Raw genomic sequence first — 22,588 nt, 5'->3', positions numbered from 1 at the left:
CCGCGGGGGCGCGTCCCCCGCGGGTGGGCCGCGTCCCCCGCGGGTGAGGCGCGTTCGCGCGGGTGGGCCGCGTCCGCGCGGGTGAGGCGCGTTCGCGTCAGACCGGCGGGACGAGCGTGAACCAGTGCGGGAGCAGGGCGGGATCCCCGGTGACGCGCGGTTCCCGGGCGGGCCTGCGCTGCCAGAGGTGGAGCAGCAGGTCGGAGGCGGTGGCGGCGAGCTCGACGTGCGCGGGGCCGTCGTCGCCGGGCTCCAGGCGGACCTCGTCGCCCCGGAACTCCACCGTCCAGGTCTCGGGGCCGTCGGTGCGGCGGAAGCGGTAGCGCTCCCCGTCCCCGGCGGGGGCCGGCTTCCAGCCGCGCCGGGCGGGGGCCATCACCTCGAAGGTCTGGCTCACGGCGTCGGCCGCCAGGTCGGGGTCGAAGGGGGCGGGTTCCCCGGTGACGTCCTCGGCGTCCCAGCGGTAAACGGCCTGTTCGATGGTCTGCATCCGCAGCCAGAAGCCGCTGGTCCGCTCCGCCGACCAGCTCCATACCGGGACGTCGGGGCCGAGCCCGCCCAGTACCTCCGCCAGGCCGCGGGCGGCCTCCGCCGACCAGTCGAACAGTTCCCCGGGCACCGGGCCCAGGGTCGGGGTCCGGTCGGGCAGCGGCCAGGCGGCGCGGACCGCCGGGTCGGCGGGGAGCCCGTAGAGGGACGGGTCGGTGGGATCGGACGCGGTGGTGAGCCGCTCGCGCAGGATGTGGGTGAGGAACCGCTGGACGCTGCCGAGGTGTCCGGCGAGGTCGGCGACCGACCAGCCGGGGCAGGCGGGCACCAGGGGCGGCCGGCCGCCCGGGCCGGCCGCGCGCCGCAACGCCCGGTCGAAGGCGGCCGCTTCGGTCAGGAAGATCCCGATTCGGGTGGAGTGATCCATACGGGCCACTGTGCCCGGCGGCGGGTCCCGCGGCCCCGGCTTGCGCCACGGGTGAACGCCACGGGCTCAGTGTCCGCCGCGGGCGAACGCCGCGAGTGCGTCGGGCAGGCCGTTCAGGTCGGTGCCGAGCTTGCGGCAGACGGCGGACAGTTCGGGGCCCGGCGTCGGCGCGCCCCGGACGGCGTCCTCGGCTGCGCGCAGTTCCTCCGGGGTCGGCTCGTCCTCCCAGGAGGAACCGCAGGGCAGGGCGCCGCCGAGGGCGACCAGCCGTTCGGCGGTGCTCGCCGCGAGGGCGTCGGCGCCGCACTCGCGACTGGTGATCAGCGCCCGGGTGAGCAGTTCCCGGTCCCCGCGCTCGGTGCCCAGGGCCGCCAGGGCGCGGGCGAGTTCGTATCCGGCGGGCGAGCGCGACAGCAGGGCGACCGCCTCCTCCAGGAGGGCCGCCCGCTCCCCCGGGGCGTCCGCCACCTCCGCGCGGACGCGCAGGGCCTGGCCGATGGCGGAGGGGGCGCCGAAGGCACGGGCACGGCCGAGGGCCTCGGCGGCGAGGGCGCGGGCCGCGGCGGGGTCCTCGGGGGCCACCGCGCGGGCCAGGTGGAGCTGCCAGGGGCACCAGGCCGGGTTCTGGATGCCGCGCGGGGTCAGCCGGCGGCCGACCCCTTCGAGTGCGGCGACCGCCGCCTTCGTCTCGCCCCGGGCCAGCAGCAGTTCGGCGTGGACGGTCTGCGAGTCGGGGAAGACGACGGCGGCGGGGAAGGGCTCGCCGTACCCGTGCTCGCGCGCCAGTTCCCAGGCCTCGTCCACCCGGCCCCGTGCCACCAGGGTGGTCAGGAGGATGGCGATGGCGTACCAGTGCACCGGTGTACGGCGGCCCACGCGTTCGGCGAGGCGCAGGCCGGCGCGGGCCAGTTCCTCGGCCGCGGCGAGCTGTCCGCGCCGGTAGCGGATGTAGGCGCGCAGCCCGTGGGCGAAGGAGAGGTGGGCCCCGCGCCAGCCCTGCCGTTCGAACTCGGCGGTGCCGGCGGCGAAGAGCTGCTCGGCGCGGCCCGGCCGGTCGGCGTACATGTGGACCATCGCGGTCAGTACCGGGACCTCGAAGCCGCGGTCGGCGTAGGCCCAGCTGAAGGGTTCCCCGAGGACCCGGCGCGCGTGGTGCAGGACCGTCTCGACGCTCTCGCCGCGCAGGCAGGCGTCCCAGGCGCGCAGTCCGATGACGTACCGCTCGGTGAGGTCGCGGCCGCCGAGGCGGTCGGCCAGTTTGGCGAGCCGGCGCGAGCGGGCCGGGGAGTCGGCTTCGGCGGCGTCGAAGGCGTCCCACATGAACTGCTCGGACTGCAGGCGCAGCCGGGCGCGGGCGTCCGTGGTGTGGGGGATCTCGCGGGCGAGGAGTTCGGAGGCCTCGGAGAGGTGGTCGCTGTGGGCGAGGACCTGGGCGAGCCGGATCACGATGCCCTGGCGCAGGGCCGGGTCGTCGAAGGGTTCGGCGAGGGCGGCCCGCAGGTGGTTGACGGTGTTGGCGGGTTCGGTGAGGAGGGAGGCGCAGCCGAGTTCGTAGAGCACGGCTGCGCGTTCGTCGAAGTCCGGGGGTTCCTGGAGGGCGCGGTCGAGCTGGCGGCGGGCGGCTTCGGGGGCGCCGGCGCGCAGGTTCTCGGCGGCGGCCTCGCGCAGGGTGCGCACGACCCAGGGGTCGTTCTCGGGCTGGGTCTCCAGGAGGTGGCGGGCGGCGGCGGAGGGGCCGAGTCCGGCGTCGACGACGGCGGCCGCGGCCTTTCCGTGGAGGGCGACGCGCAGGGCGTCGGGGATGCCCCGGTAGATGCCGGTGGCGAGCAGCGGGTGGACGAACTCCAGCGGGGGGCAGCCCTCGGGGTCGCCGTCCTCGGCGGGCGCGGACAGGATGCGGGCGTCGCGCAGCCGGGTGGTGGCGTCGGCGGCCTCCTCGGCTCCGAGGCCGGCGACGCGTGCGGCGATCCGCTGCGGGATGGCGGTGCCGAGGACGGCGCAGGCCCAGGCGAAGCGGACGGTGGAGGGCCCGAGGCCGTGCAGGCGGGCGATGAGCCCGCTGCCGCGCTGGGCGGCGGCGAGGTCGCGCAGCAGGGGGGCGCTGGCCGAGGTGGGTTCGAGGCCCTTGGCCCGGACCCGGGCGGTGAGTTCCACGGCCTCGAAGGGGTTTCCGGTGGTGACGGCCCAGGCCTCGCGGCAGAAGGCCTCCTCGGCGTGTTCCCCGACCGTTTCGCGGACCAGCGTGGAGACGGCGGCCGCGCTGAGCGGGGCGAGGCTCAGCGGGCGGCGGCCCGCCCGGCCGGGCAGGCCGCGGAAGGCCTCGGCGTGGGCGGGCAGTTCGTCGGGGCGGTAGGCGACGACGAGGAGCAGCGCGAGGTGTTCGGCGCGCGGGGCGAAGGCGGCGAGCCAGCCGAGGGACTCGGAGTCGCCCCAGTGGGCGTCGTCGAGGACGAGTACGACGGGGGCGCGCTGGACGGTGAGCTGGGTGAGCACCCAGTCGAGCCCGTCGCGCAGGCCCTGGGGGTCGGGCGGGGCGCCCTGCCCGGGGGCACAGAGGCCGAGGGCGGGGCCGACGATCGGGTACCAGCCGCCGAGGGCGGCGCGCAGGGAGGCTTCGGAGCGGCCGGCCAGCCGGGGCTGGATGAGCTGGCGGGCGACGTGGAAGGGCTGGCTCTGTTCCTGTTCGCCGCCGCGGGCGGCGAGGAGGGTGCAGGAGCGGGCGAGTGCGCTGCGGCGCACTTCGGCGAGGAGGGTGGTCTTGCCGAGTCCGGCGGGGCCGGAGAGGGCGAGCAGTCCGCCGCCTGCGTCGGGTCCCGATCCGGTGAGCCGGTCGAGGGCCGCGTCGAGGGCGACGAGTTCCGTTTCGCGTTCGAAGAGCGTGTGCCGCGTGCGGGCGTGACGGTCCGTCATGGCTGGAACCCCCCTGGCCGGTTCGGGGCCTCAGCGTACGCCCGCACGCGCGCGGCGGAGGTCCTACGGCCGGGAAAGATCGATTTGTTTTACCGATTTGCCTATTCCGTCGAACGTGCGGCCGGTTCCTCCGGTACGGAGACGGCTCCGGCGGCCCGGCCGGCGGCCACGAACAGGTGCTCGTGGTGGTGTCCGGCGATCACGTCGCAGCTGAGTCCGCGCCCGGCCGGTGCGACGGGAGCGGTCCGACGACTCCGCCCGGCGCGCGGTACGCCGGCCGCGCGCCGGGCGGAGCGTCCCGTCAGGTCAGGCCGAACTTCGCGCCCCGTGCGCCCAGGACGAACTTGCGCCATCCGTCCGGCGCGAAGACCAGGGAGGGGCCGTCGGGGCGCTCGCCGCTGCGCATCGCGATGAACCCCTCCACGAAGGCGATCTGGACGTCGCCCACCCCCCGGCTGCCCGACCGCCAGTCCGCCCCGCTGAGATCGAGCTCGGGCTTTCCCCACACCGTGTTGCCGTTCGCCACGCGCGTGCTCCTCCCGGTACGTCGTCCGGGGGCCCAGGGTAGCCATCGCGACGGCCCCCGCACAGGCCCCGCCGGGCCGATGGTGACCGGCCCGGCGCGGCCGCCCTCCCCTCGGCAACCCTCAGGACGCCGGGAGTTCGGCCCCGACCAGCCACATCGCGAAGAACTGCGCGCCGCCGCCGTAGGCGTGCCCGAGGGCCCGGCGGGCTCCGGGGACCTGGTGCTCCCCGGCGAGCCCCCGTACCTGGAGGGCGGCCTCCGCGAAGCGGATCATGCCGGAGGCGCCGATCGGGTTGGTGGACAGCACTCCGCCGGAGGGGTTCACGGGGAGGTCCCCGTCGAGTTCGGTGACGCCGGCCTCCGTCATCTTCCAGCCCTCGCCCTCCTGCGCGAAGCCCAGGTTCTCCAGCCACATGGGCTCGTACCAGGAGAAGGGGACGTACATCTCGACCGCGTCGATCTCCCGGCGCGGGTCGGTGATCCCGGCCTGCCGGTAGACGTCGGCGGCGCAGTCCTTGCCGGCCTGCGGGGAGACGAAGTCCTTGCCCGCGAACAGGGTCGGCTCGCTGCGCATCGCCCCGCCGTGCACCCAGGCGGGCGGCTTGGGCGAGCGGGCCGCTCCGGCCCGGTCGGTGAGGACCATCGCGCAGGCCCCGTCCGAGGAGGGGCAGGTCTCGGAGTAGCGGATCGGGTCCCACAGCATCGGGGACGCCTGGACCTTCTCCAGGGTGATGTCGTGCTCGTGCAGGTGCGCGTACGGGTTCTTCAGGGCGTTGCGCCGGTCCTTGTACGCCACCATCGAGCCCACCGCGTCGGGGGCGCCGGTGCGCCGCATGTACGCGCGCACGTGCGGTGCGAAGAAGCCTCCCGCTCCGGCGAGCAGCGGCTGCTGGAAGGGGATGGGCAGGGAGAGCCCCCACATGGCGTTGGACTCCGACTGCTTCTCGAAGGCGAGGGTCAGTACGGTCCGGTGGACGCGGGCCGCGACGAGGTTGGCCGCGACCAGTGCGGTGGACCCGCCGACGGATCCCGCCGTGTGGACGCGGAGCATCGGCTTGCCGACCGCGCCGAGGGCGTCCGCCAGGTACAGCTCCGGCATCATCACGCCCTCGAAGAAGTCGGGGGCCTTGCCGATGACGACGGCGTCGACGTCCGCCCAGGTCAGCTCGGCGTCGGCGAGGGCGCGGGCGGCGGCCTCGCGGACGAGGCCGGCGAGGGAGACGTCGTGCCGGGCGGCGACGTGCTTGGTCTGGCCGACCCCGACGACGGCCACGGGCTCCTTGCCGGACGTGCTCATGCCCGATCCCCTTCCAGGACGGCGACCAGGTTCTGCTGGAGGCAGGGGCCTGAGGTGGCGTGGGCGACGGCCCGGTCGGACGCGCCGCGGTGGATGCGGGCGGCGGCCTCGCCGATGCGGATCAGGCCCGCCGCCATGACGGGATTGGCCGCGAGGGCCCCGCCGGAGGGGTTGACGGCCACCCCGTCGCCGTCGCCGGGCCCGAGGCCGAGCGCCTTGCGGAGCACGACCTCCTGGGAGGAGAACGGCGCGTGCAGTTCCGCCGTGTCCACGGGCGCCTCGAAGAGCCCGGCGCGCTCGGCGGCGAGCCGGGTGGACGGGGAGTCGGTCAGGTCCCGCAGCCCCAGGCCGTGGGCTTCGATGCGGTGGTCGATGCCGGTGATCCAGGCGGGCCGTTCGCACAGCCGGCGGGCCGTGTCCCCGGCCGCGAGGACGACCGCGGCCGCGCCGTCACCGATCGGCGGACAGTCCCCGGTGCGCAGCGGTGCCACCTGGTACTCGCCCTGCGGGACGGCCCCGCGCAGCTGGGCGTGGGGGTTGCCCTCGGCCGCGGCCCTGCTGCGGGCGGCCACGCCGGCGAGCGCGGCCTCGTCGGTCTCGCCCGCGTCGATCAGCGCCCGGGCCTGGAGGGCGGCGAGGGCCACCGAGTCGGGCCAGAGGGGAGCGAGGTAGTACGGGTCGAGCTGCCGGGTGAGGACGTCGCGGACCGATCCCGGGGAGGACTTCCCGTAGGAGTAGACGAGCGCGGTGTCGGCCTCGCCGGTCTGGATCTTGACCCAGGCCTCGTACAGCGCCCAGGCGCCGTCCATCTCGACGTGCGACTCGGAGATCGGCGGCCAGGCGCCGACCCCGTCGAGGGTCATGGTGAAGGAGAAGGCGCGGCCGGCGAGGTAGTCGCTGGAGCCGGAGCAGGTGAAGCCGATCTCCCCGGCCTTCAGCCCGGTGGCGGCCAGCACCTCGTGCAGGACCGGCATGACCATCTCGACTTCGCTGAGTTCGTCGGTGCGGCGCAGGTGGTCGCTCTGCGCGAAGGCGACGACGGCCACGTCGCGCGCGTACCTGCTCGTCCTGGGCATCAGATGAGCTCCTTGTACGCGTCGTAGTCCGCGTCCGGCTCGCCGGTGGGCCGGTAGTGGTCGGGGTAGCGTCCGCCGTCGGTCCACACGGGTTCGACGCGCAGGCCCATGCGGACCTGGTCGTACGGGATGCCGCCGATCCGGCCGTGCAGGGCGAGGTCGGCGCCGTCGAGGGCGATGTGGGCGTAGACGTAGGGGACTTCGATGCCGTCGCTCATGGCGTTCCGGGCCTTGATGTTGACGACGCAGTACGTGGTGACGGTGCCGGCGGGGCCGACCTCGACCCGGTCCGTGGTGGCGACCCCGCAGGTGGGGCAGGCGCCGCGCGGGGGGACGTACACCTTGTGGCAGGACGGGCAGCGCTCGCCGACGGTCCGCCGCTCGGCGAGGGCGTTGATGTAGGCGCTCTGGGCGCGGCCGGGGCTGTAGGTGTAGTCCAGGCGGGCCTCGGCGACGATGCCGGTGACCGGGTCGGCGAAGGCCCCGTCGTGGGGGGCGGCCGGGCGGGCGTCCGGCTCCCGCGCTCCCCGTGCCTCCGGCTCGAAGCAGGCGATGTCGGTGATGGCGCCGGTGCGGTCGGCGGCCCAGCGGATCCGTACCCGCATGCCGGTGCGGACGGCGTCGGGGCCGGGGGCGTCGAGGGCGTGCAGGATCGCGGTGTCGGCGCCGTCGAGCCGGACCAGCACCCAGGCGAAGGGGGTCGCGAGGGGCTGCTGGGGGCGGGGGTCGCCGTTCCAGGCCCAGGTGGTGACGGTGCCGGCGGGGGCGACCTCGACGAGCTCGCGGATCTCCTCGGCGGTGACGGGGTCGTACTCGACGGGCGGCACCATCACCCGCCCGTCGCCGGTCCGGACGCCGAGCACGACGCGCTCGCGCAGGCCGGTGAGGAAGGCGCTCTGCACGGGGCCGAGGGAACGGGTGAAGGGGAACTCGACGACGAGGGGCGCGCGGAGCACCTGTGGTGGGGACGCGGCGGTCATGGTGGATCTCCGATTTCTCGCGAGGAACGGCTCCGCCGACCGGGTGGCCGGCCGGGGGAGGTACGGGCGGGCGTCGCAACGGGGTCCGGGGGTCCGGGGCCGGTTCCGGTTCCGGTCCCGGGGAAGGGGGAAGGGCGGGCGGGGGACCGCCCCGCGGGGCCGCCTCCCCGGCTGCGCGCGGCCCGCTCAGGCCCGCCGGTACACCGGCGTCCGCTTCTCCGCGAACGCCCGTGCCCCCTCCTTCGCGTCGGCGGTGTCGAAGACCGGCCATCCCCGCGCCAGTTCCGCGGCGAGCCCCTCCGTCTCCGTCAGCCCGGCGGTCTCGTAGACGGACGCCTTCACCGCCTCGACGGCCAGCGGTCCGCACGCGTTGATCCGCTCCGCGGTCTCCAGCGCGGCGTCGAGGGCCGTACCGTCGGGTACGACCCGGCCGACCAGCCCGATCCGCGCCGCCTCCTCGGCCGCGTACGGCCGTCCCGTCAGCAGCATCTCCAGCGCGTGCGTGCGCGGGATCTGGCGCGGCAGCCGCACCGTGGAGCCCCCGATGGGGAACAGCCCCCTCCTGACCTCGAACAGCCCGAAGGTGGCCCCCTCCCCCGCGATCCGGATGTCGGTGCCCTGGAGGATCTCGGTACCGCCCGCCACGCAGTACCCCTCCACCGCCGCGATCACCGGTTTGCGCGGACGGTGGTGACGGAGCATCGCCTTCCAGTGGAGGTCGGGGTCGGCCTTGAGCCGGTCGCGGTACCGCTCGCCCTCCATGCCCTTCCCGGCCAGCGCCTTGAGGTCCATCCCGGCGCAGAAGTCCCCGCCCGCGCCCGTCAGGACCACCGACCGGACCGTGTCGTCCTCGTCGGCCTCCAGCCAGCCGTCGTAGAGCCCCACGAGCAGCGGAAGCGAGAGCGCGTTCTTCGCCTCCGGCCTGTTCATGGTGAGCACCAGCGTGGCGCCGTGGCGGTCCACGGTCAGGTGTTCCGTCCCACCCATTGCCGTCCTCCCGTCTCAAGACCTAGAACAGGTTGCAGGAGGGGAGGGTGCAGTTCAATAGTTTTCTGACACTCAGTCAGATTCTTTGGCCGGCACCCTTCCCAGTTGGGCCGGGCGCGGCTCTAATGACCGCCGAGCAGCCCAGCCATGGGATCTTTCGGGTCAGGAGGAACGGTGGAGTACAACCTTGCCGACCTGTTCGAGTCGGTCGTGGACGTGGTCCCGGACCGCGAGGCCCTGGTGTACGTGGACCACCCCGGAACCGGCGCCGAACGCCGCCTGACGTACGCGGAACTGGACGCGGCGGCCAACCGCCTCGCCCACCACCTGCTCGACAGCGGACTGGGGCCCGGCGACCACCTGGGACTGCACCTCTACAACGGCGTCGAATACCTCCAGACCGTCCTGGCCTGCCTGAAGGCCCGCCTCGTTCCGGTGAACGTCAACTACCGCTACGTGGAGGAGGAGCTGGTCTACCTCTACAACGACGCCGATCTCGCGGCCCTCGTCTTCGAGGGCGAGTTCACGGAGCGGGTGGCCGCCGCGCTGCCGCAGACGCCGCGGCTGCGCCACCTGATCCGGGTCGGGCCGGCGCCCGAGGGCGCCCCGGAGCCGGCGCTCGCGCCGGTGGCGTACGAGGCCGCCGAGGCCGCGGGCTCCGCGGAGCGCGGCTTCCCCGAGCGCAGCCCCGACGACCTGTTCATCATCTACACGGGCGGCACGACCGGCATGCCCAAGGGCGTCATGTGGCGGGCCGAGGACCTGTTCTTCGCCGGCCTGTTCGGCGGCGAGCCCTCGGGCGAGCCGGTGAAGCGGCCCGAGGAACTGGCCGAGCGGGTCGCGGCGCGGGGGGCGGGCCTGACCTTCTTCCCGGCTCCCCCGCTGATGCACGGCACCTCGACCCTGACCTCGTTCATCGCCTTCAACTACGGCCAGCGGGTGGTCATCCACCGCAAGTACGTGCCGGAGGAGGTGTTGCGCACGATCGAGAAGGAGAAGGTGTCGAGCGTCTCGCTGGTGGGCGACGCGATGCTGCGGCCACTGATCGACGCCCTGAACGGCCCGCTCGCGGGGACCGACCTGTCCTCGCTGTTCAGCGTCTCCTCGTCCGGGGCGATCATGTCGGAGACGGTGAGCGCGGAGTTCCGGCGGCTCGTGCCGAACGTGGTGCTCCTGAACAACTTCGGTTCCTCCGAGTCCGGTTCCAACGGCCGGGCCACGGACGACTCCGGTCCGGAGAAGGGCTTCCGCCTCCAGGTCAACGACCGCACCCAGGTGGTGGACCCGGTGACGCACGAGCCGGTGGGGGTCGGCGTGCCCGGCCGGCTCGCCCAGCGCGGGCACGTACCGCTCGGGTACTACAACGACCCGGCGAAGACCGCGGAGACCTTCTTCCGGAAGGGCGCGGAGCGCTGGGTACTGCTCGGCGACATGGCGACCGTGGACGAGCAGGGCATCGTCACCGTGCTGGGGCGCGGTTCGCAGTGCATCAACACGGGCGGCGAGAAGGTCTACCCGGAGGAGGTCGAGCAGGCGCTGAAGTCGCATCCGGACGTGTACGACGCCCTGGTGGCGGGCGTCGCGGACCCGACCTGGGGCAGCCACGTGGCGGCGGTGGTGCAGGTGCGCGAGGGTGCGCCGGAGCCGACGCTGGAGGAGATCCAGCGGCACTGCCGCACCCGGCTGGCGGGGTACAAGATCCCCCGCCAGCTGGTGCTCACGAACGCCATCCAGCGCTCCCCGAGCGGGAAGGCGGACTACCGCTGGGCGAAGACGGTGGCCACGGAGGCGGACTCGGCACGCTGAGCACCCCGGGCGGGGGACCCGACACCGCGGTTCCGGCGCGTGGCGGTACACCGGCCGAAGGGGCGCGTCGCGGGCGGCGGAGGCGCCGGATCGGACGGCGGCATCCCGGGCACGCCTCAGCGCTGGGCCCTCAGTTCCGCCGCGAGGGTGCGGGCCCAGCCGGCCAGTTCGGTGCGGCTCGCGCTCCCGCCGAGGGCGTCGGCCTGCGCGTCGGTCATGCGCTGCGGGCCGGGGTCCTCCAGCAGGTGGGCCGCCTCGGCCAGCAGCGCTGACAGGCGTCGGGCGTCCGACGCGCTCAGTCGTACCGATACCGCCGGGTCGATGACGGACATCGCCGCCGCCTCCCTTCGCGCTCCTCGGCCGGGGGCGCCTCCTTCGACCGTACGCCTCCGGCGGGGCGGCCGCCGCTCAGCCGCCGGTGGCGAGGAAGCGCTCGACGCGCTCCGCGAACCGGGCGGGGTCGTCCAGCCACGGGAAGCGGCCGGCGCCCGGCTGGACGTCGACGGCACCGTACGGGAACAGCTCGGCGAGCCGGGCCGCCAGGGCCGGGGCCGGGTTGCCGTCCAGGCCGCCGGCGAGCACGAGGACCTCGCCCGCGACCTGCCGCAGGGCGGCGTCGGCCGCCCGGAGCGGGCCGCCGCCATCCGCTGCCCGTCGGTGACGGGGAGGTCCACCGCCCACGACGTGGGCGTGACCAGCACGATCCGGCGCGGCCTGTCGGGGCGGGCGGACGATCACTCGTTCGAGTCATTGATTTACGGGACGGCGTCCGGCAGTCTACCGAATGAACGTTCGGTTGGCCCTGGATGAGGTGACGACGATGACGGCGCACGCGGATCTCCACGACGATGGCGAGCGGCTGACCCCCGACGAACTGTCGGCGCTCCAGCTCAAGCGGCTGCGGGCCACCCTGCACCGCGTGTACGACCGCGTGCCCTTCCACCGGCAGGCCTTCGACAAGGCGGGGGTGCATCCCGACGACTGCCGCTCGCTGGCCGACCTCTCCCTCTTCCCCTTCACCACCAAGAGCGACCTGCGCGAGCAGTACCCCTTCGGGATGTTCGCCGTGCCCCGCCCCGAGGTGCGCCGCATCCACGCCTCCAGCGGCACCACCGGCCGGCCCACGGTGGTCGGGTACACCGAGGGGGACCTGTCCACCTGGGCCGACGTCGTCGCCCGGTCGCTGCGCGCGGCGGGCGCGCGGCCGGGCCAGATCGTGCACGTGGCGTACGGGTACGGGCTGTTCACCGGGGGCCTGGGCGCCCACTACGGCGCGGAGCGGCTGGGCTGTACGGTCGTGCCCGCCTCCGGGGGCATGACCGACCGGCAGGTCCGCCTGATCCAGGACTTCCGGCCGGAGGTGATCATGGTGACCCCGTCCTACATGCTCACGCTGCTGGACGAGATGGAACGCCAGGGCCTGGACCCCCGCTCGACCTCCCTGCGCACCGGGGTGTTCGGCGCGGAGCCGTGGACCGAGGAGATGCGCCGCGAGATCGAGGAGCGGCTCGGCATGGACGCCGTGGACATATACGGGCTGTCCGAGGTGATGGGGCCGGGGGTGGCGCAGGAGTTCGCCTCGCACAAGGACGGCCTGCACATCTGGGAGGACCACTTCTACCCGGAGGTGGTCGATCCGCTGACCGGGGCGGTGCTGCCGGACGGGGAGCTCGGGGAGCTGGTGTTCACCTCCCTCACCAAGGAGGCCATGCCGGTCGTGCGCTACCGCACCCGGGATCTGACCCGGCTGCTGCCGGGGACGGCGCGGCCCGCCTTCCGCCGGATGGAGAAGGTGACGGGCCGCAGCGACGACATGATCATCCTGCGCGGGGTGAACCTCTACCCCACCCAGATCGAGGAGATACTCCTGCGCATCCCCGGGCTCGCCCCGCACTTCCAGTTGAGGCTGACCCGGGAGGGGCGGATGGACACCCTGACCGTGCGGGTGGAGGCCCGGCGGGAAACCGGTGCCGGGCGCAGGCGGGACGCGGCGGCGGAGCTGGTGCGGGCCGTCAAGGAGTCCGTCGGGGTGTCGGTCGGCGTCGAGGTGGTGGAGCCGGAGAGTCTGGAGCGGTCGGTCGGCAAGATCAAGCGGGTGAAGGACCTCCGCGACGGCCGGGCGGGCTGAGTCCGGCCGCCGGGCGGCCGAAACGACCCCGTTCGGGCCCACTTCGGCGCCGCTTCCGGGAATCGGCGGGCCCGTACGGGTAGGGGATGGGGCGTGACCTCGTTCCTCCGGCAGCTCCACGACCGTCTCCAGAGCTCGCCCGCGGGGCTGGCCTGGAGCCGTGGCCGGGAGATCGAGCTGATGCACCGGGCGATGGGGTTCGCCGCCCTCGGGTTCCTCACGCTCGTGCCGCTGCTGGTCGTCGTCGCGGCGGCCGCGCCGGGCAGCGGCTCGGGCTTCGGCCGCTGGCTGGGCCAGGCCCTGGGGGTGACGGCGCCCTCGCGGGCCCGGGTGGAGCTGCTGTTCGGGGCGGCGGACCTGGCGCTGGAACGGACCACCGCCTTCGGCCTCGCGGCACTCGCGGTGTTCGGCCTGACCTTCGGCTCCGCCGTGCAGACCGGTTACGAGAAGGTGTGGGACCTGCCGACCGCCCGCTGGCACACCATGTGGCGGCACGTGATCTGGCTCGCCCTGCTGGTCTGTTACCTCGGGCTGCTCGTCGGGATCCCGACCCCCTCCCACAACTGGCTGGGCACGGCCCTGGGCACCGTCGCCGACATGACCGGCACCTGCCTGTTCTTCTGGACCTCGGGGCGGCTCCTGCTGGGCGGCCGGGTCCGCTGGCGCGCGCTGCTCCCGGGGGCCGTGGCCACCAGTCTCGGGCTGCTCGGCCTCAGGGTCTTCTCCCAGCTGGTCTTCTCCCCCCTGATCGCCTCGAACGCCGTCACCTACGGCCCCTTCGGCACCCTGCTGGTGGTCCAGTCCTGGCTGGTCGGTGTGGGGTTCGTGGTGTACGGCGGGGCCCTGGTGGGCCGTCTGGTGCACGAGCACCTCACCTTGCGCCGCCTCCGCGCGGACGGCACCCTCCCCACCGAGCCGCCCCCGCCTCCGCCCGCCGGCCCGGGACCGGCCTGACGGGCCTCACGGGCCTGACGGGCCTCACGGGCCTCACGGGCCTCACGGCCTGACGGCCTGACGGGCGCCCGCCCGGCACCTCCCGCGCCACGGGGCGCTGGGGAGCGTGGGGCCGACCGGCCGGCCCGGCGCCGAGGCCGACGGAGGGGCGTGTCCCACCACGGGTGAGCCCTGCCGGGTCCCGGAGCGACCGCCTAGACTCGGCCCGGCCGCGAGGGCGCCGCGCACCCCTCGGCCGGCCGGACCGCATCCCGGCCGGCCGCACCGCCGCAGACCCAGGGAAGCCGTATGACCACCAGCTACCGCCAGCCCGGCGTCGTCCTCACCGACCACCACTTCACGGTCCCCCTGGACCACGACGACCCCGGCGGCGAGCGGATCGGGCTCTACGCCCGCGAGGCCGTCGCCACCGGGAAGGACCCCGAGGGCCTGCCCTGGCTGCTCTACCTGGAGGGCGGCCCCGGCTTCGGCGCCCGCCGGTTCACCGGCCGTCAGGCATGGCTGGAGCGGGCCCTGCGCGACCACCGCGTGCTCCTCCTGGACCAGCGCGGCACCGGCCGTTCCACCCCCGCGAACCGGCAGACCCTGCCGCTGCGCGGTACACCCGGCCGACAGGCCGAGTACCTCTCGCACTTCCGCGCCGACTCCATCGTCCGCGACTGCGAGGCCATCCGGCCCGCCCTCACCGGCGGCGCCCCCTGGACGGTGCTCGGCCAGAGCTTCGGCGGTTTCTGCGCCACCCACTACCTCACCACCGCGCCCGGGGGTCTGCGGACCGCCCTGATCACCGGCGGCCTGCCGTCCCTCACCGCCACCGCCGACGAGGTGTACGCCGCCGCCCTCCCCCGCGTCGAACGCAAGAACCTCGCCCACTACGCCCGCTACCCGATGGACGTGGAACGCGCCCGCCGCATCGCCGCCCACCTCGCCGAGCACCGCACCACCCTGCCCGGCGGGCACCGCCTGACACCCGAGGCGTTCCAGTCCCTCGGCATCCTCCTCGGCACCGGGGACGGCAGCCACCAGTTGCACTACCTGCTGGAGGACGCGTTCGTCCGCACCCCGGCCGGCCACGCGCTCTCCGACTCCTTCCTGGAGGCCGTCCGCGAACGGCTCTCCTTCGCCGGGCATCCGCTCTACGCCCTGCTCCACGAGGCCATCTACGCCCAGGACCCGGCCGCCCCCACCGGCTGGGCCGCCGAACGGGTCCGCGCCGCACACCCCCGCTTCGACGCCGCCGGGGCGCTCGCCGGGAACGGGCCCCTGTTCTTCACCGGCGAGAGCATCCACCCCTGGCACTTCACCACCGACCCGGCACTCGAACCGCTCCGCGAGACCGCCGAACTGCTCGCCGCGCGCACCGGCTGGACCCCGCTCTACGACCCGGCCCGGCTGGCCGCCAACGAGGTGCCGGTCGCCGCCGCGGTCTACCACGACGACATGTACGTCGACACGGCCCACTCGTTGGAGACCGCCCGGACCGTGCGCGGCCTGCGCACGTGGGTCACCGACGAATTCGAACACGACGGCGTCCGGGCAGGCGGTCCCCGCGTCCTGGACCGCCTCCTGGCGCTCGCCCACGACGACGCCGTCTGACCGGGCGAGCCGGCCCAGCGGTCGGCCTCGTCCCCGGCCGACCGACCTTCGACCATGGCGGCGAAGCGGTCTTCGATCTCATGAAGAGCGGGCCGGCGGCCGGCGTCCATGCCCCGACCGCAGAGGCAGGGCAGACGTCGGCTGATGCGGCACTAGTATCCGGCGGACCGCAGGATCCAGGCCTGGTTGGCGAAGCCGTGGCAGGACCACACCTGCAGCCAAGCACCCAGCTGTGGTGCGCCGAGGGACGGGCTGTGGACGTCGAGGCACTTGTTGCTCTGGAGGGAGCGGATCTCCCATTGGTTGTCGCCGCGGCGCCAGAGGTACCATTTCTGGTTGATGTTGCCGGTGCACCGGAATTGCTGGACCCTCGTGCCGTTCTCCGTCTTGGCCCAGGTTACGTCCAGGCATTTCCCGCTGTGTTTCGCGACTATCTCGAAGCTGTTCTGAAAGACGCTGTCATCGCTGGTGCGAGCCGCCCTGAACCAGAACTTCTGGTTGTTTCCGAGGTGTTTTCCCCACACGCCCAGCTTTATCTCGTCGGCGGTGCTCGCCGCATACACGTCCACCACGAGCGGATGCCTGGGGTCCGTGTATCCGCTGGTGATCGTGTACACGTCGCCGCTCAGGTTGAAGGGGTGGAGGACGATGCGGTTGTCGGGGTTCCGGCTGGCAGTTCCCGCCCACCCGTAGGCCACGAGCTTGTTCTGCTCCCGCGCGCGGCGCCGTGACTCCGGCGCAACGCATACATCATCGCCGGGAACGGCGTCGCGGCGAACGAATCCGCTCAGGCACGCACCCGTGTTGTGATTCGTGCGTCCTCCAGCGTTTATGGCGTCGATGTAGACGAGATATCTCTCCGCGAGTGGGACACAGACGAGGTCCCAGGAAGTGGTCTTGCGCCACGCGTACCCCTCGCGGCATTGGTTGGCGCCCTGCGGCACCTTGGCCGGCATCTCGGCGGCGGCGGTCCCGCCCGCGATCACCGAACCTGCCAGGACGGCCGCCGCGACCACACCCGCCTCGACCGGGGTGCGGCGTGCGGCGCGCCCACGTATCCGTTTCCGCGCCTTGCCGGCGCGCACCCACAAGTGGAACATGGGGCACCTCACCTGCTCGCGGGACCAGGGTTCCGCGTTGGTGATCCGCCGGTGGGACGCCTGCCGGCGGCCGGCGCCCACCCGTCTTCGTCCCCGTGGGCGGGGCTTCCGCGCCGACGGGATACCGCCATTTTCGCATTGCCCACGGCAGGTTGCCACGTTGGAAGACCTGCCCCGCTCCGGCGGGCTCCGTTCGCCTTCCCCGTCACGACCTCGTTCGCCCAACGCCGTGCGCCCGCCGAACGCCGTGACGGTCCGTCATGGATCACACGACGTGGGCCGGAGCCCGTTCTCGGGCTCCGGGTCCACTTCGTGCGGTCGCGTGACTCTCGGTTGCGCCAACAGGAGTCGTTGGCGCAGGATCTCGCTCACAGACGAAGAGGTGATGGTCGTGGGCAGTCAGTGCGTGCATGACCGGCCGGCCGCGCGCGAGCCGGCTCCACTCTTCAGGCCCCCTTGGAATCGATCGTCCAGGGAACCGGGAGGCGCTCTACCGGCGGACCGCCGAGATCAGTCCGCCGGGCCGCTCCTCGGGCTGCGGCGGGGTACTGATCGGGCGGCCGTAGGCGGCGGCGCGCTCGCGCAGGGTGTGGCTGTCGGCCGCCCAGCCGTGCCCGGCCAGCCAGCCCACCGGGTCGTCGGGCAGATAGATCAGTAGTCCCTCGGCGATCCACGCGGTCGGCACGGCCGGGTCGTGCCCTGCGGCGGCCAGCGCGCGTGGCCGGTCCTCACGCAGATCCACCGCGACGGTGATCCGCTCGCAGCGTGCGACGACCTCTCCTGGCGCAGCACCGAAGCCTTGAAGTCCAGTGGCGCTGCGGTGTCGACCTCGAACAGCCGGGTGCCTTCGGGCCGGTCCATCCGGAAGGCCCTGCTGTCCATGCCGGCGCCGAGCAGCACGACCTGCGAAGGCCTGTGCCAGTGGGTCGCGGAACAGCGCGTTCTCCCGCTCGGTCTCCAGCGCCCGCACCCTGGCCACCCCCAACGCAGTGGCCCACACTCCCGACGGCCGCACCCGCTCCTGCTCATCAGTCACCGCGCCAGCCCAGGCAATCGATTCCACGGTGCCTGCGGAGGGGAGCCGGCTTCATGCGCGAATCGAGGCGGTGGCGGTCGGCCGCGTGGACGGATGCCGCGGAACCGTCCGAGGACGTGCTCGTGCGGCCCGCCGGCCGGGGCTCCTTTGAGGGGCCCGGCAGCGTGCCGGTGGGCACGGACGAGGGTGGAGTCGACCGCCTAGGCCAGGGCCGCCAGGGCGGCGCGGGCCGCGGCCTCGCCCTCCTCGTAGGTGTGGGCGCGGGCCTCGCGGATGGCGGCGTCGAGCTGGCGCACGGCCTCACCGGTGCGGCCCGTGGCGGCGAGGGCCTCGCCGTACAGGGTGCGCAGCACCACGCGCCGCGGGGCGGCCAGCGGCGGGGTGGCGAGGGCCAGGCCCCGGGCGGCGTGCTCGACGGCCTCCTCCGCGGCGCCGACCGACAGGAGGTGGTGCGCCAGGTGCTGGTGGGCGAGGGTGACGGTGCCGGTGAGCCCGTCCCGTTCGGCCAGGTCGAGGGCGCGGACCAGCAGCTCCCCGGGGCGGCTGCGTTCGCCGCGGCGCATCAGGGCGACGGCGAGGTTGATCCGGGCGGTCGCCTCCCCGGAGGCGTCCCCGGCGAGGGCGGCGAGCGCGGGGGCCCGCTCCAGCTGTCGGAGGGCCTCCTCGGACCGGCCTTCCTCGGCCAGCACCCAGCCCAGCAGGGCCCGGACCCGGGACTGGGCTCCGGTGTCCCCGTCGAGTTCGGCGGAGGCCAGCCCCTGTTCGAGCAACGGCACCCAGCCGTCGCGGACCTGCCACAGGACCAGGGGCCACTGCAGCAGGACCAGCCGCCAGGCCCGGTCGTGCGCTCCCGCGGAGGCGGCCGCCTCCACGGCACCGCGCAGCGCGTCCCGTTCGGCGGAGAACCAGGCCAGTGCGCCCGTGCGGTCGGGGAAGCGCCTGATCTCGCCCGCCGGCCCGGCCTCCGGGGGCGGGGCGCAGCAGGGCTCGCTGCCGGGCTCGGCGGCGGCACAGGCCGCCAGGAGCGTGTGCAGCCAGTGGTCCAGCAGCCGCAGCAGGCCCTCGGGGTCGTGGCCCGGCGAGAGGCTGCGGGCGTAGAGGCGTACGAGGTCGTGGAGCACGTACGACCGGGGCCCGGCCTCCACGATCAGCTGGGCGGCGGCCAGCTGGTCCAGGGCCGTGGCGGCCCGGCCGGGCGGGCAGCCGGCGAGGGCGGCCGCGGTGCAGGTGTCGAGGGTGGCGCCGGTGTGCGGTCCGAGCCGGTGGAACATCCGCCGGGCCGGTTCGGGCAGGTGCTGGACGGTGAGGGCGAGGGCCGCGGCGACACCGGTGTCGCCGACGTCCAGCAGGTCCAGCCGGGTGTGTTCGTCGGCCAGTTCACCGGCGAACGCGGCGAGACCCCGGTGCGGGCGGGTGGCGAGCCGGGCGGCGGCGAGCCTCAGGGCCAGGGGCAGGCCGTCGCACAGGCCTGCGAGCCGGGCGGCGGCACCGGGTTCGGCGGCGACCAGGTCGGCGCCGAGGACGGCGGCCAGCAGTGCGGTGGACTGGTCGGTGGGCAGCGGGGCGACCGGTACGGGACGGGCGGCGTCGGAGGCGACGAGTGCGGCGAGGCGGCTGCGGCTGGTGACGACGGTGAGGCAGTCGGCGCCGCCGGGCAGGAGGGGTCGCACCTGTTCGGCGTCGTGGGCGTTGTCCAGCAGGACCAGCATCCGGCGTCCGGAGGTCAGTTCGCGGTAGCGGGCTCCGAGGGCCTCGGGCGATCCGGGCATCCGCTCGGCCGGTTCGCCGAGGGCGAGCAGGAACTCCCGCAGGACCGCGGTGGTGTCGCGGGCCGGGAGGGGGCTGTAGCCGTGCAGGTCGGCGAAGAGCCGGCCGTCGGGGAAGCGGGTGCCGTTCCGGTGGGCCCAGTGCACGGCCAGGGCGGTCTTCCCGACGCCGGCGCCGCCGGTCAGCATGACGATCGGGTCGGAGGCCGCTGCGGCGGCCCGGTCCAGCGCGGCGAGTTCGCCCTCGCGGCCGGTGAAGCCCCGGGGACGGCGCGGCAGGAGCTGCGGCCCGGCCGCGTCGACGGGCAGCGCGGTGCCCCCGGAGGCCGACCCGGCCCCTGACCCGACCCCTGACCCGGCCGACGGGTCGGCCGACGGCTCGGCTCCTGACCCGGCTCCTGACCCTGGCCCGGCCGACGGCCCTGCCCCTGCCCCTGCCCGGGTGTCTGGCCCCGACCCGGTTCCTGAGCCGGCCCGCGCGACGGCTGCCCCCGCCTGGGGCGGCCGCGTCCCGTGTGCCCCGGGGGCCGCGGCGTCGGCGTCGGTGGCCCGCGGGGTGACCGCCTGAGGCCGCCGGGCCGTTGACGGCATGCGGGTGTCGGCCTCCAGCAGGGCCGCGTAGGCGTCGGCGAGCACCGCCCCGGGGCCCACGCCGAGTTCATCGGCCAGGAGCCGGCGCGTGCGGTGGAACCAGTCCAGCGCCTCCGCCTGCCGGCCCGCTCCGGCCAGGGCCAGCATCAACGCCGCCACCAGCGGTTCCCGCAGCGGCCGGCCGACGGCCTCGGCGTGCAGCAGGGCGGCCGAAGCGGCGTGTTCGCCCAGCCGCACGTGCAGGGCGGCCAGTTCCTCGACGGCGGTCAGCCGCAGCTCCTCCAACCCGTGCGCGGCCGTCTCCAGCACGGGTCCGCGTACGGTCCCCCCGAGGGCGGGCCCCTGCCAGAGAGCGAGTGCCTCCCGCAGCAGCGCGGCGGCCTCGGCCGGTTCCCGCTCCGCGCGGGTCCGGGCACGGGCGAGCAGCTCCTCGAAGCGGTGGGCGTCCAGCAGTGGCGCGGGAAGGCGGAGGGCGTACGCCTGCCCCTGCGTGAGGAGTTCCACCCCGTGCGCGGGTGCTCCGTACGCGGCGAGCAGCGCGCGCAACCGGGACACGTGGCCCTGGAGCACGGTGCGGGCGTGCCGGGGCGGGTCCTCGTCCCACAGGGCCTCGGTCAGCCGCTCCACGCCGACGGGGGCGTTGGGGCGCAGGAGCAGTGCGGCGAGCAGGCTCCGGCGTTTGGCGGGGCCGAGCGGGAGCGGAAGGCCGCCTTCCGTCACCACGGCCACCGTTCCGAGCACGCGGAACTCCATGCATGCGCCCCTTGTCCGTACGCTCGCGGCCCCCCGGCCGAGCTTATGGCTCCTCATTTCGGGTCATGAGCGGGATCCCGGCCATTCCGGGCCGCCGTCGAGCGCCGCGGTCGGCTGACGGAGCACCATGAGCCTATCTTCAGCCCCCAGTTGGCGGATACGGGGACTCGGGGTGGTGCCGGCCCGGTCGCGGCGACGTCCCGGGGCCCCTTCCAGGGGCGGACGCCGCCGCGGACCGGCGGCACGACCTCGTCCGCGTCGGGGGAACGAGAGCCGGAACCCACAGCCCGGACAGCGGCTCCCACACGGCCCGGCAGGTCTCGGCCCGCCCGTCGTCCGCCGGAGACGAAGACGGGTCAGCGCGGAGCGCTCAGTGCTCAGTGCTCAGTGCTCAGTGCTCAGCGAAGCGGTCGCGGAGTTCCCGCTTGAGGATCTTCCCGCTGGCGTTGCGCGGCAGGGCGTCCACGAAGACCACCCGCTTCGGGGCCTTGAAGTGCGCCAGCCGCTCACGGGCGTACGCCACCAGCTCCGCCTCCGTGACCTCCCCGCTCGGGACCACGACCGCCGTGACCGCCTCGATCCACCGCTGGTCCGGCAGTCCGACCACGGCCGCCTCCGCCACCCCCGGGTGGGTGTACAGCACGTCCTCGACCTGCCGGGAGGCGACGAGCACCCCGCCCGAGTTGATGACGTCCTTCACCCGGTCGACGACGGTGAAATAACCCTCCGCGTCGCGCACCGCGAGGTCACCCGAGCGGAACCACCCGTCCCGGAAGGCCTTCTCCGTGGCCCGCGCGTCGTTCCAGTAGCCCAGGCACAGCTGTGGCGAGCGGTACACCACCTCCCCCGCCGTGCCGTCCGGCACCGGGGCGCCGTCCTCGTCGACGACCTTCGCCTCCACGTGGCGCACCGGCCGGCCGCAGGAGTCCATCCGGCCCTCGTGTTCGTCCGGCCCCAGCACGGTGGCCAGCGGGCCGATCTCGCTCTGCCCGAAACAGTTGTAGAACCCGAGCCCGGGCAGCCGCCCCCGCAGCCGTTCCAGGACGGGCACCGGCATGACCGAGGCGCCGTAGTAGGCCTTGCGCAGTGCGCCCAGCTCCGCGGCCGCGAACCTCGGGTGGCCGGCGAGGGCGATCCACACCGTCGGCGGTGCGAACAGGCTGTCGGCGCCGCCCGCCTCCACCAGGTCGAGGAGCGCGTCGGGGGCCGGTGCGTCGAGGACGGTGTTGCGCGCGCCGACCGCCAGGTAGGGCAGCAGGAACACGTGCATCTGGGCCGAGTGGTACAGCGGCAGGGCGTGGACGGGGCGGTCCGCCTCCCGGAGGTCCAGGGCGTCGATCGCGCTCTCGTACTCGTGCGCCAGGGCCCGGTGGGTCATCATCGCGCCCTTGGGCAGGGCGGTGGTCCCGGAGGTGTAGAGCAGCTGCACCACCGCCGACGGATCCCCGGGCCCCCCGTCGTACGGGAGCGGTTCGGCGAGCTCGGCCAGGAAGGAGCCGGGGGCGTCGCGCAGCGGGCGGACGGCGTGTGCGGCGGGCACCCGCTCCGCCAGGTCCGGGTCGGCCAGGACCAGGGCGCTGCCGCAGTCGCCGAGGATGTGCGCGAGGTCCTCGCCGGTGAGGTTCTGGTTGACCGGAACGTGGGTGAGGCCGGCGCGGGCGCAGGCGAGGAAGGCGATGAGGTAGGCGTCGCTGTTGTGGGCGAAGGTCGCGACCCGGTCGCCCGCGGCCAGCCCGTAGCGCCCGCGCAGGACGGCGGCGCCGGTGGAGACGGCCGCGTCGAGTTCCCGGTAGGTCCAGGCACGGTCGCGGTAGCGGACCGCCACCCGGCCGGGGACCCGCCGCGCGCTGTCCCGTACGAGTCCGTCGACCGTGTTGTCCCGCACTGCCGTCATGGCGCGATCCTCGCCCCGCGGCACGCCCGGGTCAAGATCGGCGCGCCAACCGGGCGTGCCGAACGGGATGTTGACGGGGCATCGGACCGACTGCATGAGCGTGGGGGCACGCACACACCACCCGTCCCACGGGCAACCCCGCCCAGTGCGCGGGCCACTTGGGCGGCGTGTTGCGCTCGACCGAGCGTCCCCTCCGCCGCACCGGACCGCTCCTGCGCCGGTTGGCCGTCACCGGTGCCACGTTCCTCGCCGCTACGGCCGCGATACCGCAG

16 protein-coding genes and 1 pseudogene are annotated in these 22,588 nt (G+C 74.6%); 4 read left to right on the top strand and 13 right to left on the bottom strand.

All coding sequences use genetic code 11. The annotated features are described in order from the left end of the window. Positions 1–97: 97 nt before the first annotated feature. From OG295_RS32245 to OG295_RS32215, 7 genes are all read right to left on the bottom strand, one after another. Positions 98–916 (bottom strand): maleylpyruvate isomerase family mycothiol-dependent enzyme, encoded by an 819-nt coding sequence (locus OG295_RS32245; protein WP_371680147.1) that lies wholly within the window; start codon positions 914–916, stop codon positions 98–100. A gap of 66 nt (positions 917–982) precedes the next feature. After that, positions 983–3,826, bottom strand: a complete 2,844-nt coding sequence (locus OG295_RS32240) for an AAA family ATPase (protein WP_371680146.1) — start codon at positions 3,824–3,826, stop codon at positions 983–985. A 301-nt stretch (positions 3,827–4,127) separates the two neighbouring features. Next, on the bottom strand, positions 4,128–4,352 hold the full coding sequence (locus OG295_RS32235; protein ID WP_371680145.1) for a DUF397 domain-containing protein: 225 nt from the start codon (positions 4,350–4,352) through the stop codon (positions 4,128–4,130). A 121-nt stretch (positions 4,353–4,473) separates the two neighbouring features. Further along, the gene (locus tag OG295_RS32230; RefSeq protein WP_371680144.1) at positions 4,474–5,649 is read right to left on the bottom strand and encodes a thiolase domain-containing protein; all 1,176 of its coding nucleotides are present in this window, start codon (positions 5,647–5,649) and stop codon (positions 4,474–4,476) included. Beyond that, the gene (locus OG295_RS32225) at positions 5,646–6,725 is read right to left on the bottom strand and encodes a thiolase domain-containing protein (RefSeq protein ID WP_371680143.1); all 1,080 of its coding nucleotides are present in this window, start codon (positions 6,723–6,725) and stop codon (positions 5,646–5,648) included. Before OG295_RS32225 ends, OG295_RS32230 begins: the two co-directional genes overlap by 4 nt. Further along, complete coding sequence (locus tag OG295_RS32220; protein ID WP_371680142.1) at positions 6,725–7,705, bottom strand: Zn-ribbon domain-containing OB-fold protein; 981 nt, start codon at positions 7,703–7,705, stop codon at positions 6,725–6,727. Before OG295_RS32220 ends, OG295_RS32225 begins: the two co-directional genes overlap by 1 nt. 186 nt (positions 7,706–7,891) lie before the next feature. Continuing rightward, entirely contained in the window at positions 7,892–8,692 is an 801-nt protein-coding gene (locus OG295_RS32215) for a crotonase/enoyl-CoA hydratase family protein (RefSeq protein ID WP_371680141.1), read from the bottom strand. Positions 8,693–8,866: 174 nt separating this feature from the next. Between OG295_RS32215 and OG295_RS32210 the strand changes: the two genes are divergently transcribed. Continuing rightward, entirely contained in the window at positions 8,867–10,498 is a 1,632-nt protein-coding gene (locus tag OG295_RS32210; RefSeq protein ID WP_371680140.1) for an acyl-CoA synthetase, read from the top strand. A gap of 116 nt (positions 10,499–10,614) precedes the next feature. Here OG295_RS32210 and OG295_RS32205 read toward each other — a convergent pair whose 3' ends face one another. Then, entirely contained in the window at positions 10,615–10,830 is a 216-nt protein-coding gene (locus OG295_RS32205; protein ID WP_371680139.1) for a hypothetical protein, read from the bottom strand. Between the two features lie 76 nt (positions 10,831–10,906). After that, positions 10,907–11,179 carry an alpha/beta fold hydrolase gene (locus tag OG295_RS32200; protein WP_371680138.1) on the bottom strand — a complete coding sequence of 91 codons (273 nt, stop codon included), beginning with the start codon at positions 11,177–11,179 and terminating at the stop codon, positions 10,907–10,909. A gap of 139 nt (positions 11,180–11,318) precedes the next feature. Between OG295_RS32200 and paaK the strand changes: the two genes are divergently transcribed. The 3 genes from paaK to OG295_RS32185 all read left to right on the top strand — a co-directional run bounded on the left by paaK (position 11,319) and on the right by OG295_RS32185 (position 15,176). Further along, positions 11,319–12,626 (top strand): phenylacetate--CoA ligase PaaK, encoded by a 1,308-nt coding sequence (paaK, locus tag OG295_RS32195; RefSeq protein WP_371680137.1) that lies wholly within the window; start codon positions 11,319–11,321, stop codon positions 12,624–12,626. Between the two features lie 93 nt (positions 12,627–12,719). Further along, entirely contained in the window at positions 12,720–13,580 is an 861-nt protein-coding gene (locus OG295_RS32190; RefSeq protein WP_371680136.1) for a YhjD/YihY/BrkB family envelope integrity protein, read from the top strand. Between the two features lie 288 nt (positions 13,581–13,868). Further along, positions 13,869–15,176 carry an alpha/beta fold hydrolase gene (locus tag OG295_RS32185; RefSeq protein WP_371680135.1) on the top strand — a complete coding sequence of 436 codons (1,308 nt, stop codon included), beginning with the start codon at positions 13,869–13,871 and terminating at the stop codon, positions 15,174–15,176. 152 nt (positions 15,177–15,328) lie between these two features. On the opposite strand, the gene OG295_RS32180 is transcribed toward OG295_RS32185, so the two are convergent. The 4 genes and pseudogenes from OG295_RS32180 to OG295_RS32165 form a co-directional block, all read right to left on the bottom strand. After that, positions 15,329–16,276 (bottom strand): RICIN domain-containing protein, encoded by a 948-nt coding sequence (locus OG295_RS32180; protein ID WP_371680133.1) that lies wholly within the window; start codon positions 16,274–16,276, stop codon positions 15,329–15,331. 490 nt (positions 16,277–16,766) lie between these two features. Continuing rightward, positions 16,767–17,276: pseudogene (locus OG295_RS32175) on the bottom strand (SAM-dependent methyltransferase). A gap of 236 nt (positions 17,277–17,512) precedes the next feature. Beyond that, positions 17,513–20,422, bottom strand: coding sequence for a BTAD domain-containing putative transcriptional regulator (locus OG295_RS32170; protein ID WP_371680132.1), 2,910 nt, complete (start codon positions 20,420–20,422; stop codon positions 17,513–17,515). 391 nt (positions 20,423–20,813) lie between these two features. Continuing rightward, a complete protein-coding gene (locus OG295_RS32165) occupies positions 20,814–22,316 on the bottom strand; it encodes a fatty acyl-CoA synthetase (RefSeq protein WP_371680131.1) in 1,503 nt (500 codons plus the stop codon). Positions 22,317–22,588 lie beyond the last annotated feature (272 nt).

Source organism: Streptomyces sp. NBC_01276, assembly GCF_041435355.1.
Lineage (GTDB): Bacteria > Actinomycetota > Actinomycetes > Streptomycetales > Streptomycetaceae > Streptomyces.
This window is presented reverse-complemented; position numbering and strand designations above follow the sequence as displayed.

Coding starts and splice junctions, on each gene's coding strand:
- OG295_RS32245 (WP_371680147.1), bottom strand. CDS start 916: ATGGATCACTCCACCCGAATCGGGATCTTCCTGACCGAAGCGGCCGCC.
- OG295_RS32240 (WP_371680146.1), bottom strand. CDS start 3,826: ATGACGGACCGTCACGCCCGCACGCGGCACACGCTCTTCGAACGCGAA.
- OG295_RS32230 (WP_371680144.1), bottom strand. CDS start 5,649: ATGAGCACGTCCGGCAAGGAGCCCGTGGCCGTCGTCGGGGTCGGCCAG.
- OG295_RS32225 (WP_371680143.1), bottom strand. CDS start 6,725: ATGCCCAGGACGAGCAGGTACGCGCGCGACGTGGCCGTCGTCGCCTTC.
- OG295_RS32220 (WP_371680142.1), bottom strand. CDS start 7,705: ATGACCGCCGCGTCCCCACCACAGGTGCTCCGCGCGCCCCTCGTCGTC.
- OG295_RS32215 (WP_371680141.1), bottom strand. CDS start 8,692: ATGGGTGGGACGGAACACCTGACCGTGGACCGCCACGGCGCCACGCTG.
- OG295_RS32205 (WP_371680139.1), bottom strand. CDS start 10,830: ATGTCCGTCATCGACCCGGCGGTATCGGTACGACTGAGCGCGTCGGAC.
- paaK (WP_371680137.1), top strand. CDS start 11,319: ATGACGGCGCACGCGGATCTCCACGACGATGGCGAGCGGCTGACCCCC.
- OG295_RS32185 (WP_371680135.1), top strand. CDS start 13,869: ATGACCACCAGCTACCGCCAGCCCGGCGTCGTCCTCACCGACCACCAC.
- OG295_RS32180 (WP_371680133.1), bottom strand. CDS start 16,276: ATGTTCCACTTGTGGGTGCGCGCCGGCAAGGCGCGGAAACGGATACGT.
- OG295_RS32170 (WP_371680132.1), bottom strand. CDS start 20,422: ATGGAGTTCCGCGTGCTCGGAACGGTGGCCGTGGTGACGGAAGGCGGC.
- OG295_RS32165 (WP_371680131.1), bottom strand. CDS start 22,316: ATGACGGCAGTGCGGGACAACACGGTCGACGGACTCGTACGGGACAGC.